The organism is Chitinophaga skermanii (genome assembly GCF_003259335.1).
In the GTDB taxonomy this organism is placed as follows: domain Bacteria; phylum Bacteroidota; class Bacteroidia; order Chitinophagales; family Chitinophagaceae; genus Chitinophaga; species Chitinophaga skermanii.
The window spans coordinates 20,392-35,825 of the sequence record NZ_QLLL01000015.1; the positions used below are offsets into that span (position 1 = coordinate 20,392).

13 protein-coding genes and 1 tRNA gene are annotated in these 15,434 nt (G+C 42.8%); 6 read left to right on the plus strand and 8 right to left on the minus strand.

Annotation, left to right across the window (positions count from 1 at the left end; translation table 11 throughout):
- Positions 1 to 120: 120 nt before the first annotated feature.
- Entirely contained in the window at positions 121 to 1,335 is a 1,215-nt protein-coding gene (locus tag LX64_RS24905) for an NAD(P)-dependent oxidoreductase (RefSeq protein ID WP_111600422.1), read from the minus strand.
- 276 nt (positions 1,336 to 1,611) lie between these two features.
- Between LX64_RS24905 and LX64_RS24910 the strand changes: the two genes are divergently transcribed.
- From LX64_RS24910 to LX64_RS24920, 3 genes are all read left to right on the plus strand, one after another.
- On the plus strand, positions 1,612 to 2,907 hold the full coding sequence (locus LX64_RS24910; protein ID WP_148707464.1) for a DUF3108 domain-containing protein: 1,296 nt from the start codon (positions 1,612 to 1,614) through the stop codon (positions 2,905 to 2,907).
- Positions 2,908 to 3,005: 98 nt separating this feature from the next.
- The gene (locus tag LX64_RS24915; RefSeq protein ID WP_111600424.1) at positions 3,006 to 3,440 is read left to right on the plus strand and encodes an rRNA adenine methyltransferase; all 435 of its coding nucleotides are present in this window, start codon (positions 3,006 to 3,008) and stop codon (positions 3,438 to 3,440) included.
- 87 nt (positions 3,441 to 3,527) lie between these two features.
- Positions 3,528 to 3,611 (plus strand) — tRNA-Leu (locus tag LX64_RS24920).
- A gap of 912 nt (positions 3,612 to 4,523) precedes the next feature.
- Here LX64_RS24920 and LX64_RS26245 read toward each other — a convergent pair.
- The 3 genes from LX64_RS26245 to LX64_RS24945 all read right to left on the minus strand — a co-directional run bounded on the left by LX64_RS26245 (position 4,524) and on the right by LX64_RS24945 (position 7,984).
- Entirely contained in the window at positions 4,524 to 5,588 is a 1,065-nt protein-coding gene (locus LX64_RS26245) for a hypothetical protein (RefSeq protein ID WP_211324894.1), read from the minus strand.
- Between the two features lie 230 nt (positions 5,589 to 5,818).
- The gene (locus LX64_RS24940; protein WP_211324895.1) at positions 5,819 to 7,048 is read right to left on the minus strand and encodes a DUF5018 domain-containing protein; all 1,230 of its coding nucleotides are present in this window, start codon (positions 7,046 to 7,048) and stop codon (positions 5,819 to 5,821) included.
- 213 nt (positions 7,049 to 7,261) lie between these two features.
- Complete coding sequence (locus tag LX64_RS24945; protein ID WP_111600426.1) at positions 7,262 to 7,984, minus strand: type 1 glutamine amidotransferase; 723 nt, start codon at positions 7,982 to 7,984, stop codon at positions 7,262 to 7,264.
- A gap of 889 nt (positions 7,985 to 8,873) precedes the next feature.
- Here LX64_RS24945 and LX64_RS24950 point away from each other — a divergent pair.
- Complete coding sequence (locus LX64_RS24950; protein ID WP_111600427.1) at positions 8,874 to 9,806, plus strand: TolB family protein; 933 nt, start codon at positions 8,874 to 8,876, stop codon at positions 9,804 to 9,806.
- Here LX64_RS24950 and LX64_RS24955 read toward each other — a convergent pair.
- On the minus strand, positions 9,798 to 10,340 hold the full coding sequence (locus LX64_RS24955; protein ID WP_111600428.1) for a hypothetical protein: 543 nt from the start codon (positions 10,338 to 10,340) through the stop codon (positions 9,798 to 9,800). The genes LX64_RS24950 and LX64_RS24955 overlap by 9 nt on opposite strands.
- Positions 10,341 to 10,431: 91 nt before the next feature.
- On the opposite strand from LX64_RS24955, the gene LX64_RS24960 reads away from it, so the two are divergent.
- Entirely contained in the window at positions 10,432 to 10,899 is a 468-nt protein-coding gene (locus LX64_RS24960) for a MarR family winged helix-turn-helix transcriptional regulator (RefSeq protein WP_111600429.1), read from the plus strand.
- 12 nt (positions 10,900 to 10,911) lie between these two features.
- Positions 10,912 to 11,511: a hypothetical protein gene (locus LX64_RS24965; protein WP_111600430.1), complete on the plus strand. Its 600-nt coding sequence runs from the start codon at positions 10,912 to 10,914 to the stop codon at positions 11,509 to 11,511.
- A 95-nt stretch (positions 11,512 to 11,606) separates the two neighbouring features.
- Here the strand turns inward: LX64_RS24965 and LX64_RS24970 are convergent, their stop codons facing one another.
- The 3 genes from LX64_RS24970 to LX64_RS24980 form a co-directional block, all read right to left on the minus strand.
- A complete protein-coding gene (locus LX64_RS24970) occupies positions 11,607 to 13,151 on the minus strand; it encodes a carboxylesterase/lipase family protein (RefSeq protein WP_111600431.1) in 1,545 nt (514 codons plus the stop codon).
- A gap of 2 nt (positions 13,152 to 13,153) precedes the next feature.
- A complete protein-coding gene (locus LX64_RS24975) occupies positions 13,154 to 14,032 on the minus strand; it encodes a sugar phosphate isomerase/epimerase family protein (protein WP_111600432.1) in 879 nt (292 codons plus the stop codon).
- Between the two features lie 230 nt (positions 14,033 to 14,262).
- On the minus strand, positions 14,263 to 14,652 hold the full coding sequence (locus LX64_RS24980; protein ID WP_111600433.1) for a hypothetical protein: 390 nt from the start codon (positions 14,650 to 14,652) through the stop codon (positions 14,263 to 14,265).
- Positions 14,653 to 15,434 lie beyond the last annotated feature (782 nt).

Consider the following 15,434-nt stretch of genomic DNA (forward strand, 5'->3'; position numbering starts at 1 on the left):
AAAATCTCTTAAGATAAATGGAAAAGTCGGTTTGGCGTGATTAAAAAGCTATCAGAAATCACGGCCCAAGTAATTATTGAATCCAAACAAATCTACCGACATTCTCTCTTTCTACAAAAATTATTTCAAACCGGCATATTCCGCCATGTAATGATAACGTTCGGTTAGCTCACCCTTATCAACGATGGTAGCTTTATGTACCATATCACTTTGCGGCGCCAACAATTCGTCGAATACATATTTCATCAACTGGTCGCCGAAGTATTGAGAAGCGTCGCGCGGTAACTCGTTGGGCAAGTTGCCTACGCACATCATGGTAACACTTTCGGGATCGAAATGATCGGCTGTTTTTTGTTGATTGAAACGGTGAACGCCGTATACCGGTTCTTCAATAGTAGTATCGCCTAAGTTGCAAGGGATAGAACCATTTTGATCATCGGTAATGTCGGCAATAACTTGTATGCGGAAGTTCTCCTTCTGCAAATCGGCCCACGTGAAAAGCGGTTCGATGTTCTTATCCCAATAAATCCCGTTCATCAATACATCCGCCGCGGTAACGAAAGGCAAGAATTTACATTCGTAAGCACCCGGGTTATTGTGAAAGTCTTCCCTACTATACGTTTTATCCGATTTACGGAGATACAACTCCCCTGCTTTCAATTGCGTATAAACTGGATAAGAATAGTTGTTGATGAGGAATTCGTCGGGCGTTACATACTTAATACCCAGTAAACCCATCACCTCCAAGCTACCTGCTGCAACACGGCCGGAACCCGTGATAACGATTTTCACCGGCGGCAGCTTCACACCGAAATAGGTGGTAATTAATGCTTGGAAATCTTTACACTCGTGTACACGTTTAAATGAAAATGTTTTGGTGCGGTCGCCATAAGCTAGCAAACCGTTGTGTGCGCCAACAACGCCTGCGAAAAACCCGAAGCCTAGGATACGTTGACCATCGTTATGCACGAGGCACTCGTAATCGATGAGGGTGATGTTTTTCTTGATGATCTCTTGTAACATTAGCTGGTTCTGCGGTTGTTGCTTTTTCGTGTGTGAAAAAAACAAGTACGTTTTACCGGCTAGCAATTTCTCTTTGGGCACTTCCTTAATCCCGAGAAGGATATCGCAATGCGATAAGTCTTCCGCTACGGTAATACCTAGAGCACGGTATTCATCGTCGCTAAAGCATCTGCGGGGCGAGGGTTGTACGGTAACAGCAATGTGCGGGTAATGTGTAGAGATCCATAAGCATTGTTGCGGGGTAAAAGCCACGCGGTTGTCGCCTGGCACCTTTTCTTCGCGAATTAAACCGATATTGATGGATGTTGACATAACGTAAAACGATCTTTTAAATTTGATTCCCGTCGATATGCAACATAAGTTAAATTTAGGGAGTGGCAAAATGCATTGAAAAACAATGTATAAGCTTTCCTTACGAACCCGTTTAACAACAGCTAACTGGCTATTTTAAAATAATCATCCACAATCTATCGTGCTCAAAACAGGAACAAACTCCTTATTTTTGCCCCTCTTTTAGAAACGCCATATCGTCAACCTATTTTATAGACACCGTCTATATATATCATTATGCAGAGAAAAAAGAATACTATGCGACACTCCATGAAAGCCATGTTGCTTTTACTATTGCCATTCACCGGCCTTGCGCAAAAAACAGTGCTTCCTGGCCATCCCGACATTAATACAGCCCGTTTGCAACCCGGTAAATCATTGTTTACTATTTATTATGTAAAGGACAATAAGTGGACGAAAAAAGGTACTTACACGAACGAAATATCGCTTTCGGGTAACGATATCCGTTTTGAAGTCAATTACATCGATGACAAAAACGAATGGTACCGGAAACGAACATCCGTAGCAGATGCTAAAACATTGGCACCCATTCGCTACAAATCTGAAAGCACTAAAAGTACCTTAGAATTTACCTTCGGGGAAACCATCACAGGTAAGGAACATATTGTAGCTGGGAATAAGGATAAGGCATTAACAATCCGCCCTAAAGGGAAGTTCGTCGATTTCAACGTAGCGGAGTTCATGTTTAGTACCCTCCCTTTAAAAGTAGGCTACAAGGCCACTATTCCCGAATTTTACTATGCTACCAGCCCCGATAGCGTATTATCGAATTACACCATCAAGGATGTTACCAGCTACATCCATCATTCCAATAGAACCGGCGAACACGAAAGTTGGTTAGTAAAAGTTTTGGAAGAAGAGTCCGGCGTTTTTTACCATTACATCATCGATAAGAAAGATTACAGGATTTGGCAAAGAGAAATGCCAGCCGGCAATGGCAACATTGAAATTTGTGTGAATGAGGAATTGGACTACCAACCCATCGCCAGCAAATTCGATAAAGCCGAGAACTTACGAATGATCGAAAAAGGCAATAGCTCTATCACCGGCACCGCCTTCGCGCGCGACCATGGTAATAGCCGCGTACAAGTAGTGAATATCAATAAAGCCCAATTCGCCCCAAGAGGTACCGTTGTTTCGATCTTACCTAATTCGGCGTATATAGAAGAATGGAAAGCTGTAAACAAAAAGATTCGCAAAGGTAGGAAGCTCCCCGAAGTGCCGATCGATCCAAACGTTGCCGCCTGTATTAAAACCACGAAAGTCTACGACGACAAAGGTCATTTCGAGTTTACAAACCTCATGCCCGGCGAGTATATTTTGATGACGAGCTTCGGTTACACCCACAAATATTCTTATGAATACTACGCGGGGCAGTCGAACCTTGTACACCCCAGTGGCGCGGTACTTTCATCGAGCCCTATTTATAAATCAGCGAGTGGAGCTTCTGGCGCTACCGCGCAAATTGAGATGATTGTGACGGTGAAGAAAGATGGAGATGTGGTGGATGTGAAATTGAAAGATGTACGATAAGTATATACAACTATAATAAACGCCTTCAATGATGCATACATGGAAGGCGTTTGTGTTTAATTCCCTTACCTTCATGCTTCACTATTCATTTGCTTAGCATGCTACAATTCGATCCCGAAAATCCCATCGTAAAACTTTGCGCGGAAGGCATGATGCAAGAAGGCAACCCGCAAGTAGCCGCTAGCATGTTCCAACAAGCATGGGATAACGCCACCACGCACGACGAACATTTCATTGCTGCTCATTATGTTGCCCGGCATCAACCAACGGTTGATAGCAAATTGGAATGGGATAAAATCGCCCTTGAACACGCCCTGCAAATTGATCGGCCAGATGTTACCTCCGTTCTCCCTTCTCTTTATCTCAACATTGCCAAATGTTACGAGGATATGGGGCAACTTAACTTAGCAGAAGAACATTATAATGGCGCGGCTGCTTTTGTTTCATTTTTAGGTGAAGATGGTTATAGTAGGATGATAGCGACAGGGGTTGAAAAAGGATTGGAAAGAGTGAAAGCATTAAAGCGTGTTTGATGTTTTAGAAAAATTTATTTGGAATTAATAAAAACAATTTTACATTTGCAACCCGAACAACCTGAATGGTTTGTTCGAAAGATAACAGCCCAGATGGCGGAACTGGTAGACGCGCTAGACTCAAAATCTTGTTATCGAAAGGTAGTGCAGGTTCGATTCCTGTTCTGGGCACGAAAGGCAAAAGGTCGGAGATATCTCCGACCTTTTCTTGTTTTAGAGGGTCAAGGTCCGCTCTGGACCGCTTTATTAGCTCTAGGAGTACATGAGGTTCGGCGGTTCGAAGTTGATTTTCTGAGAAAATCAGTTTTTCAGGGAATATCGAACCAATGATTTGTTTTTTGCCGATCAAGATTAAGTGTGTGCCATTTTGAATAAAACCTGTCCTGCTCATTATAACTGGTGATCCACTCATTCCGATTTTCGAAGCAGTATCTACTAACATCTTCGACAAACTACCCAGGTCTACAAATGGTTCAGTTGCTATTGAACCTCTATTCCAATGGACAGTTCACCTCGGACTGTTACATTATATGGATACCCTAGAATAAAAATATTATAACTATAAATCGGCCACAAATCTACTTGAGGAGATACTTATTCTTTACGCATTATCGGGAGGCCGACGATATCTACACTTTAACCGTGAATGGGGTGAATAAACCATCCCGGCCGGGTTTATTCGTCATCCGAGATATAATTATAATTTGAAAATACTCGGGACAATTTTTGCTGCCCTCCTTGTATTATGACCTTTCTAAACAATGTACTTACGCTAGCTGGATATGCCGGATTCCCATTCATCATATTTTGACCAGTTACAGGATTAACTCGCGTAAAATTGTGTCCATTTGTGATAAGCTCGTAAACCTGCTTTAATTCATAAATAAAACCTGCACCTGTTGCCATTTCGGCGTCAGTATAATTGGAGTGTAAGCGCATTTAATGAGCAGGTAATGAGAAGACAATGACAGGTTTTTCAGATCAATTCCCTGTAATTCCAAATGATATTTTAATACTTTTTATTATCAACACGTTATGATTCCTAATACACGTATCTAGCTTTATCAGCTAGGAAAATAACTGTTAAAGGTGTCTGTAGTGCTGTTCAAAACGGAGATCATTTTGACTTACGGTAAAAAACCTTCCAAAAGAAGAATTTCGTAAATACTCGTGAAAACTACTTTGGTCGATATTTAATCCTACACCGTCCCAGTCTGCAGTTGTTTGTAACAATGCAGGGTTGATCTCCAGCACCTCCCCTTTACGAGGATCATTATGGATATATCCAAGCATGTAATGAGGAAATAACCCACCTTTAAGCGTTACTTCTTCCTGTCTTGGAAAGAAACTGAAGTTATAGACAGGTAACCCTGTCTTGTCAACTTCCATCCTGTTCCTAAGTATGCGTATATCTGGAGCACTAAGTCGTCCCTCAAAGTTTTTGGGCACCCAGCCAATAAGTATGATTGGATTGGTACTGTCCTTTTCCTCTTCCTTCCATGCAAAACCATGAGCTTGCTCAAAACTGGTGGTAGTGCTGAGTAGAAAGGAGTCCGTGTAATACTGGCTTTTATCCATATGGTGCAGGAGCGCCAGATAGTAGTCCCGCATAATGATCCTGTGCTCACCTATCAGCTGTCCTGTCCTTTTAACAAAATCATCAAAATTCCCATCATCACCAAAATAGCGGGTCAATTGTTCTTCCCGTGCCCGAAAGCCTGTCATGGCAACCCTTCGAGCGCTGTACGGAAACTCCTTCTTCAAAAGATGAGATAACATCCTAAATATCTTCGCAAATTCATCATTCTCTGCTGCAGCAATGTTTATTTCAAACTCACGTTGCCGGTCCGAGGACACGAACATGCGGGCCTTAGGTCCCATCATAAATAAAGCTTCATTAAATTGATTGGGGAATCCCTTTTCTTTGATTCCAAAAGCCGGCAAGACTACACTCTTTTTATCTCCCCTATAAACAACTCTGTGGTTTTCCCTGTATATCTTATTGACACACTCGAAAAATTGTCTGGATTGTACACGCCCCAGTTTCCTGCCATTGACTCTAAGCATATAGGCGTAAAAATTGGGGATGGTTTCAGGAAGCCTACCTATTGGTCGCTGCTGGTCTTTTCCGCTAATTTTATAAAGCATGATTTATGTGTTAAAAATGGTGCTAACAATATCAATTTGACTAAATTAGTTAATAATTCTATATCCCACAAGAGGAGTAAAAGGACATAAATGCTTCATGGGGTTTTATTTAAAAATAGGAAAATAAATTAACTATCAACTTTTTAATACACCTGCAATAACCCCACAAAAAAAAAACGCCCTGCAGTAACTCCCGTTACCACAAGGCGCCCATATCCAAAACAAAAGCGTTATTCTACTGTAATCGAAGACTGCAATGAATAAGTGCTCTTATAACTTAAGTAAATATTGTACTTACCTTTTTCTTTAAACCTAAAGTAAAACTTCGTACCATCACTCGTCATTTTATCGATGCTTAAGCCCGATACGAGGGTGCTACCGGGGGTATCCAAGAACTTGGTAAAGTTTACACCGCTGAGTAATAAAGGCCAGTAGATTTTTTCCGCTGTTTCTACTTCTACTACTTCGCCCACTTTGTACGTGGTTTTCGCTGGGCGGATGTAGGTATTCTTCACTTCCGTAGCGGTTACTTCGTGGTTGAATTTGTTGAATACGACTTTCACTACGCGGGTAGTACCATCTTCGGCGGTAATAGTGTAGTTAACCGGGTAATTGAAATCTTGTGCTACACCGCTGGCAGGACTAATCGTTGCTTTATCCGATACTTTGATGATCGGTACAATTTTCTTTAAATTCTCTAAAGAGTTTTTCGCAGTAAAGAAATCGATCGTAGTAGCCTCGGGCGAAAATACACCTACGATGGTATCGGCACTATTCGCATAGGTATCGCCTGCTAATGCCGGGTTATCCAATGCAAAATAGAGGATTGATTTCGCACTACTTTTCTTCTTCGTAAGGGTAACAGTATACACTTGTTTGCTACCATCCTCGGCAGTAACGGTATACGGTACTGGGTTGGTAAAGTCGGTGACTACTTTGGAAGCAGGACTCACCGTTGCGCCTTCAGAAATTTGCACTTCTGGAGCTAGCTTAGTTAAATCAGTACCTTCAGGTAATTCGTATTTGATTGTTTTATCGGCAGTATTAATGCTTGCATATTTACTGTTGATAATAAAATTCGAAATCTCCTTCTCTGTACGCTTGGTATTTCGAACAGTGGCGGTATACTTACGCATAGAACCATCTTCAGCCGTTACCGTAAACACCACGGGATTTGTAAAATCTACTTCCGTATTAGTAGCCGGGCTTACCGTAGCCTTTTCAGAAACCGTAATAACCGGCCATTGTTTCAACGGTTGACCAGGCGGAATTAAAGCCGTGATTGTATTGGCTACACTGTCAATAGTAGCATCAACATTAAACACGAAAAATTTGGTGATACTTTTGGCGCTACTTTTAGTAGGTGTAACTACCGGGGTTTCTGTTTTGTCATCGGGTTTTGAACATCCATTCATAACAAACATACCCATAACGGCAAATACGATGAAAGATTTTTTCATGAAGCTTAATTGGATTTAATAGAAAATAGTTAGGCTTGGCCAGGCACTACAGGATACCTTGGCATTCACACATGTTTACAATCGAACGGGTTAAAAATAATTACTAATTACATATTTTAAGAATATTTAATAGGCTAGAAAACTTGATAATAAAACAAAAATCCCGGCATGCAAGCATACCGGGATTGGTCTAAATTAACACAACAACAATCGCTACCGCATCATATAGTATTCCGTCGACAACTCATCCAAAAATCCAAATAAGCAAACATTCATGTCTTCATATCCCACACTTCTTATCTTGCTCGGCAATTGCACATACCGGTGTTGCAATGCTAACGTTTCCCAATCCTGTTCGCTATCAATTAATAAATCCACCAAACCGGGTGTAAACTCCATATGGCATTGTAACCCGTAAACCAATGGTGCATACCGCACGATCTGCCTAGGGCATCCTTCACTAACCGCCAGCACTTCCGCTGTAGCGGTTAGCCCCGGCATATCGTTATGCCAATGCCCTACCAACAGGTTACTGCCAAAATGCCGAACCTTTTTATCTTGCAAGCCTGCGGGTGTTAGCGTTATAGGAAATACACCGATCTCCTTTTCCGGGCTATGGGCATACGCCGCACCCAATGCCTCCCCTATTAGCTGTGCTCCTAAACATACACCTACAACAATTTTACCTGCCTGGATACATTGCTGTATTACATGCTTTTCCGCAGCCGCATCGAAATGCGGGCACTCTTGTAAACTAGTACCCGGACTTTGAGGCCCTCCCATTACAATCAACATATCTATCCCTCTCATATCAACCGGTAATGCTTCCTGTTCATATACCCTCGAAAAGGTAGTTGTATGCCCCCGTTTTTCCGCCCAATTTAAATAGGCTCCTGGCGCCTCAAAAGACTCGTGTTGAATAAAGTGTACATGCATATGATTTCGTCGCGATTTTCGTTCTAAATTGGGGCAAAAATAAGAGGTATGCCCAAAGGATGTATAGTCCAATTCAGCGATAAACAAGTAGGCCAGTGGCAATGTCGCAAATAACCCGACTAGGGCCATTTATCATATAAAATACAATTTCTGGTTACTTTCCGCAGTGGAAGATATTTTTGTAAAGCATTGATATGACATTGTTTACAATAACACACAATGGTCCTTATAATATCTTCTAATGTTCTTCTAATGTTATTCCAATGTTCCAGGCCTTATCAATACTGTGTAGAGATATATGTTGGATATATAGGAGATACTTTCAGTAGTTATTCCCAAAGTCTTCCAAAGGAAACCCAAGATTTCTCAAGATCCATTAAAGGCATTTCAAAGGGAAGTCAAAGTCTTTCAAAGGCAGGTTAAAGTCTTTCAAAGGGTCGTCAAAGGCATTTCAAAGGCTTTTCAAAGGCTCGTCAAAGGCTCGTCAAAGGGAAGTCAAAGGCTCGGTACATTATTTCCCGCAGTGATCAATTACATTTCGCAGTGCTCGCCAAAGGCTAAAAAATCCCTTCTGATTGATTTACAAACAAATATGATAATCACCGCAGTAACCGCCAAAACACCCACTGTGTGTTGGTGCATTTGCACAATTCCTTCCGGCTCATTTCCGACTTAACCCCAGTATTAACCAGGGGACGCCCTGATATCTTCTTTAATGGAGATAAACGCATTGTGGATTTTCCACAAGCCGATGGTCGTCGTTCGAGGTATCATCCACCCAGCATTCACTAATTACTTGATGATCGGTTTGCATTTCTACCCCTTCAGCACTATCTTTAAATACCGCCTTCTAAAACCCATTTTCCAACATTCCCGTTATTGAAATCTAATGAAGAAACTCCTTGCTATCAGCGCTTGTATTTGCTGTACTATTACGATGAATGCGCAATCTACACCGCCCGTTAATGCTTACTTAGAAACCATCAATGTAAAAACAGGTGAACGAAAAGTAGTGTACAAAGATTCCATTCTCTTTGAAGCGCCGAACTGGTCGCGCGATGGAAAATTCTTGCTCATTAACCAAAAAGGCAAACTATACAAAGTGTTCTTGGCAAACGGGCAAAAACAACTCATCCCCTTCCCCAGCAATCTTACCGCCAATAACGATCACGGCATTTCCCCCGATGGTAAAAGTGTGGTAATTAGTAGCGGCGTGATAGAGAAAGATGATACCTTGAAACATGGTCGCTGGTCGGTGCTGTACACAGGTAGTATCAATGGCGGTAACTTGCAACGTATTACCCAATACGGCCCCTCCTACTGGCATGGCTGGAGCCCCGATGGTAAAACCTTGGCTTTTGTGGGTGAACGGAACGGTGGAAAGGATTTAGATATTTGGACGGTGCCCGCAAATGGTGGCCCGGAAAAACAGTTAACAAAAGGCGGAGGACTAGATGATGGTCCCGATTACTCGCCCGATGGAAAATACATTTATTACAACTCCTTCCGCTCTGGCCGTATGCAAATATGGCGGATGGATGCCGATGGTAACAACCAAATGCAGCTAACAAATGATCAATACGCCAACTGGTTCCCCCATCCTTCACCCAATGGTCAACAATTAGCGATCTTAACATTCATCGTCGATCAAATCGAAGAACATCCATTCGGCAAAGATGTACAACTTCGATTACTCGATCTACAAACGAAGGAATTAAAAGCACTCACGCCCGTTTTCTTCGGCGGACAAGGTACTATCAATGTTCCATCATGGTCGCCCAATGGCGATGAACTCGCGTTTGTACGCTACGAATTACGGTAGTGCCCTCTTCAATAAAGCATACACTTTTAATATCTCCTCGTGATTCCCCTGCTCCACGAGCGGGGGCAATTGCAGGAAGTTGGCACGGTAAAAGTTCAATCGTTCAATATCCAATGTAGCTGCAGCCTCCATCATCATACAACAAACCAAAGTTTTCATAGCATTCGCCTTCACACGTACCGTATGCTTTGCATAACGACTAGGATGCAAATGCACAAAATTCGGTTTGTCAATCATCCGCAACGTCCACGTAGCGCCATCACTCAATGTAATTTCCCTGTAACCATCGTGCTCCGCTATCCATGCCGCGTACTCCTCCTTAGTATGAATATGCAACAACCGTAACTGCTCCCCCGTTTGTGCTTCCAACTCCTCCACGGTTAACATACCTGTATAACAATCAAATTGCGAAGCACCTAAGGTTTTCACAGTTTGTATATGTTGCGGTAGCTGCCCTTGGTGCGAGGTAATAAAAGCATTAATAGTAGCCAGGTGATGTTTAAACGGGTGAAAGAGAATCTTCGAAGGATGCATGCACGCAAATTAGGTATTTGCCGCATAGCAATTCAAACTTTTAGCGGGGTAGGTTGTTTGAAAGAAGAGTGAACGACGTTAAACCCCCGCTATGAACTTCAATAAACAAAATGAGTTAGATAAATTTGTTGAGTTAATCGATATCATCCAAGGTATTCGTACCGCTATGCGTAAACATCTCCGCCACAAAATCAAGCAACACCATTTCGATATTACGTTTGAAATGTTAGAGGTGATGATTGAACTCTGGAAGCGCGACAAGATAAACCAACAAGAACTCGCCGATATACTCCGCCGCAATAAAGCAACACTTACCTCGCTCATCGATAACCTCAGCGCCCGTCACTTAGTAGAACGCCTCCCCGATCCACGCGATCGCCGTATTAACCTCGTTGCTCTTACACAACCCGGCATCGATTACCGCGCACAAATTATGCCCCTCATGCACGATTTCTACGAAACATTCATGGCCGATTTCTCTATGACTCAACTCGAAATAATGACCACCGATTTAGGAAAATTGTACATGAATATCCAAGCAAATACAGCCACGACTTAGTACTTTCGCGGCATGTATCGCCAGGAGAAAAATGTACAGTTCATAGCAAATATTGGTCAACATCAAACCTACCCACAATATTTTGAAAGCTACAATGCCGCCGTATCAATCTTAATAGCCCATATTGAACAACATGCCAATACATGCCATACACTCGCTTACCCTATTATGTTCCTAGTACGCCACGGTATTGAGCTAGGTCTAAAAAACAATATTCAATTCTTCCAACACTATACGAAACAATCTACTCCAAACACGATTTATACCCACCAATTAAAATTCCTGCAAACGCAATTCAAATCACAACTCTTTGAAGCCATTGCTTTATTACAAGCAACGAAACACATCAACATCGATCCCCACGATCTCCATCAATTCCACCTCTACTTTCAACAACTCGATACACTCACCAACCTCTTCGAACTACTCGATAAAAACGCCGACGCCTTTCGCTATCCCGTGAACACGAAAAATAACGCCTCTTTTCAGTACGAGCAAACGGTCAATTTAATGGAAGTGGTGCACTTGTTACAAGCCGTGGAGTGGCTGCTGTGCTTTACCGGCGATGTATTTAAAAAATATTGGGATGAAGCGATGCCTACTACCCATTAGAAAAGGCTGGCATTGCTGCCAGCCTTCCTCCATGTATATATGGATCATGATAAGCGTGTAGTCTATGCTTCATCTATGTACATGCCTTATCATTTTTACTTTACCCGTGTTTTTTCATATAAGAAACGGAGCGCTTCTGCTTGTGGCATAGCCACGGGCACAATGTGTTCGTTGAGCAATAGGGTGCTTTCCGTTGTAGGTTGGTACGCAGGCCAATGCGGCAACTCGCCCGTATTAGGATCGCCAGTTTTCACAAAGCTTACCCAGTACGCCAACATACTGGCCGATAAGCGATGATCCACTTCCGTAAACGGTCGCTGTACAAACCGTAAATTCCCTAACGCGTAAGGCACCTCGGCAGTATGGAACGATCCAAAGTCGGAAGCAGGACTATCTGCCGGTGGTTTACGCATAAAGCGGTACATATAGATGGGATTAGCAAGTTGACTACTTTGTATATTCCCCCACGTGAAGTTTTGGATACCAAAGGTTCGATCACGCGACAATGCTTTTTGGGATGCTTTCGCATCATCATCATTCGCCGCGGGGTAAAAGCGTAATAGCTGGTCGGCATCATGTTCAAATTGTCGTTCTATATCAACTGTAAATTGATCTGCCGTTTTATAAGGCCCGAAAAACACGGCGTCATCTTCATTCCAACCCGTCATCACATTCACCGGTTGTTGCAAGCCTGCTTCGAATATATTCACCATGGGTTGCGGTAGCGTATAACCATCCACCACGATACCACTGGCAAACATATTTTGTTTCAACAAAACATCGGCCGGTACTTTCCGCATCTCTTCGAGCGTACTAGCCCCCAAAGCAGCCTGCATTTTCACACCCTTTTCTTCTGCTACCGCCAAGGTGGCATTCGTATTGGTAAAGTTGCCACCACTTTCAGCAATGGCCCCGCGGAACAACCCTTTCGTTAATGGCGAGGCTACTAAAGCACAAACACTCATAGCTCCTGCCGATTGCCCGGCAATGGTTACCTGGTTAGGATCTCCACCAAAGGCCGCAATGTTTTTTTGCACCCATTGCAAGGCCGCGATTTGGTCCATTAAACCATAGTTCCCCGAAGCATGCTGTGCCGATTCTGCCGTTAAAGCGGGGTGTGCCAAGTACCCAAATACGCCTACCCGGTAGTTAATACTCACGAATACCACGCCTTGTGCCGCCATCGCTGCACCATCGTAAATCGGGCAAGCACTGCCTCCACTCATTAAACCGCCACCATATATCCATACGAATACAGGGCGCTTCTCTTGGGCCGATTTGGCGCCTGTCCATACATTTAAATACAAACAATCTTCGCCGATGGGCGCCGAGGGAATCAAATACTCTTCCGTCCAGCAATTGAAAGGGGCCGGTTTACCTTGCATAGGACTGGCACTATAAGCTGTACAAGCCTTTACGCCTTTCCAAGGAATAACCGCTTGCGGCGCTTTCCAACGTAAGTTACCTATAGGAGGTGCCGCAAAGGGCACACCTTTAAATACCTTTAGTTGTGCCGTATCGGTACCCGAAATAAGGCCACCGTCTACTTTCACTTGTTGCAGGAAAGGTCGCTTTTGGGAATAGGAAAATGAATAGGCACACAACAGTAGTATGCCTAGCCATCGTTTAGAGAAATGCATTATTAACCGATGATTTTTTGTAGGTTTTCAAAGCTTGTCGATATACTAGCAATAGGATCAGCCGGCATATCGTGTTCTACAAAGAAATGTTTCATACCCGCCGTATTGGCCGCTGCGAAAATGCGTTTAAAGTCAACAATACCTGTACCTACCGGTTCTGGTTTAGTTTTCGTAGCATCTAAATCCTTCACGTGCCATAATGGGAACCTGCCCGGGTGCTTTTTGAATAGTTCCACAGGATCTACGCCCGATTTGGTTACCCAGCAAAGATCAAGTTCGAATTTCATCTTTTGCGGGTCGGTTTCTGCCAGCATAATATCGTACGGCGTTTTACCGTCTACCAATTCAAACTCGTGGTAGTGGTTATGGTAAGCGAACTGGATACCTGCTTTATGGGTTGCTTCCGCTGTTTTATTGAGAATGTCAATGGTTTCTTTCACTTCTGCCGTAGTGCCTGTAGGCGACATAGCACATACCAAGTAAGGAATACCACCTTCCGCTGCCTCGTCTACCAATTCTTGGTAGTTATCTTTCAAGGTGCGCATACCTGCCGGTAAACCTTTCACGGGGGCGCCCAATACGTGGTGCGACTTCCACCCAAGCCCCATCTCCCTCGTAAGGGCGGCGAATTCTTTAGGCTTCATACCATAGTAACCGCCTTTCATACTGAAAGCCGATTCTACTTCTTTATACCCAATACTGGCTACTTTGGCCAAGTTGCCCCGCACATCTTTATCTATAATTGTAAACAAGGTAAATAGCTGTAAACCTGTGGCATACTTGGGTTTGCGGTAAAAGGCATTCACGGTGCCATTAGATACAAGCATACCGCCAAGTGCCAACGCACCGGCATGTTTGAGGAAGTCTCTTCTATTATTCATAACGGGAATTTTACTCAAATAAAGTAAGTAAATTATTTGGAAACTCCCCGCAGTTTACAGCACTTTTTTTGCCGGCATAACATTATTTAACGTTCGAACAACGCTTTTTAACCGATTCAGTTTCATTTTAATCGGTTGCATCAATCGTTTTTGGGGGTTGGGTCCAGGGTAGGAAATGCGATGGAGCATACTTGCGTCGCACCGTTGATCGGCACCGTTCTATACGGCGTTTATAAGAATCCCTTGCCGCGCAATACCCGGTCTACCTGCGCATTGTACAACCGCACGCGTTCTTCTTCAATGGCGGCAGCCTGGGGATCAATAAAATCCCGGGTAGGCACATAGTTCTCTAATAACTCGGAAAACCCGGTTTCAAATACCCGCGCATGCAAGTAATGTGGGTCGTTCACGTAGAAATAATCCATGTATACCTGTTCATCATCATTCATGAACAAGCAAATCTTAAGCTCGCGGTAACCCGCATGTTCCGAAACGGTATAGGGGAAAATATACACCTGCTCCAATTGAAATTGTTGCGGCAATGCTGTTGGAGGAACTTTCAATTGTCCCAGCAGGATGTGTTTCCACCTTTGCGCTTGTTGAACTGAAAGTTTCATCATTTATACGTTATTCATGTTAAAGCATACAATAAGCAGCATGCAAAAAATGGCACGATGTAATCAATAAACGATCACTACAAGTAGGTGTAATAAATAAGGGGAAAGTAAAATTTATCTCAATAGTGTCCTTTTAATAGTTAACAAATTCACAGGTGCTATTCGACTATTAATATTGCAAATATTCTCCATATTTCAAAGTAATTTTTCTTAGGCTTACTTGCTACTTGATTGTGAATACATTAGCCTCAGCTACCCAAGGCACATAGCGGCACTACCGTTCATTTATTGACCTATCAATTATTGCCATATCACGCCCTCATCCGGCCACAAACCGTTAATTTGTTCACGTACAGTTTCCCCTCTTTCACACCCAGCCCGGTTTAAAAAACCGGCACATCTTTGAAAGAATATTTCAAACGCATGTTGCCACGCATGAACTTTTCTATATGTTAAGTTGTATATTTACTTAATAATGAACAGGTGCTGTAAATGTTCTACCATTACACCCAATAACCTGCCTGTTCCTGTTGATATAAAAACTACGCAATAAACCCAGTACTGGCAATTGTCCAGCAACCTCGAATGCACTTACACGGGGCCCCTCGTGCAAGGAAATGGTTGTTGATGCCTAGTACCGTTCTGCTACAATTACCCGATTAAACAAATTAGCCTGGCATAAGTACATATTTGTATATGCTATAAAAAATTCGTTATCAACACGATAAACAATATGGTTTATATACGTGTTGATTGCTAGTAGTGTATGAATGTAACTGTGAAAA

Bases quoted from the DNA above. Each gene is read 5' to 3' on its own strand.
- LX64_RS24905 (WP_111600422.1), bottom strand. From the start codon at position 1,335: ATGTCAACATCCATCAATATCGGTTTAATTCGCGAAGAAAAGGTGCCA.
- LX64_RS24910 (WP_148707464.1), top strand. From the start codon at position 1,612: ATGCGACACTCCATGAAAGCCATGTTGCTTTTACTATTGCCATTCACC.
- LX64_RS24915 (WP_111600424.1), top strand. From the start codon at position 3,006: ATGCTACAATTCGATCCCGAAAATCCCATCGTAAAACTTTGCGCGGAA.
- LX64_RS26245 (WP_211324894.1), bottom strand. From the start codon at position 5,588: ATGCTTTATAAAATTAGCGGAAAAGACCAGCAGCGACCAATAGGTAGG.
- LX64_RS24940 (WP_211324895.1), bottom strand. From the start codon at position 7,048: ATGAAAAAATCTTTCATCGTATTTGCCGTTATGGGTATGTTTGTTATG.
- LX64_RS24945 (WP_111600426.1), bottom strand. From the start codon at position 7,984: ATGCATGTACACTTTATTCAACACGAGTCTTTTGAGGCGCCAGGAGCC.
- LX64_RS24950 (WP_111600427.1), top strand. From the start codon at position 8,874: ATGAAGAAACTCCTTGCTATCAGCGCTTGTATTTGCTGTACTATTACG.
- LX64_RS24955 (WP_111600428.1), bottom strand. From the start codon at position 10,340: ATGCATCCTTCGAAGATTCTCTTTCACCCGTTTAAACATCACCTGGCT.
- LX64_RS24960 (WP_111600429.1), top strand. From the start codon at position 10,432: ATGAACTTCAATAAACAAAATGAGTTAGATAAATTTGTTGAGTTAATC.
- LX64_RS24965 (WP_111600430.1), top strand. From the start codon at position 10,912: ATGTATCGCCAGGAGAAAAATGTACAGTTCATAGCAAATATTGGTCAA.
- LX64_RS24970 (WP_111600431.1), bottom strand. From the start codon at position 13,151: ATGCATTTCTCTAAACGATGGCTAGGCATACTACTGTTGTGTGCCTAT.
- LX64_RS24975 (WP_111600432.1), bottom strand. From the start codon at position 14,032: ATGAATAATAGAAGAGACTTCCTCAAACATGCCGGTGCGTTGGCACTT.
- LX64_RS24980 (WP_111600433.1), bottom strand. From the start codon at position 14,652: ATGATGAAACTTTCAGTTCAACAAGCGCAAAGGTGGAAACACATCCTG.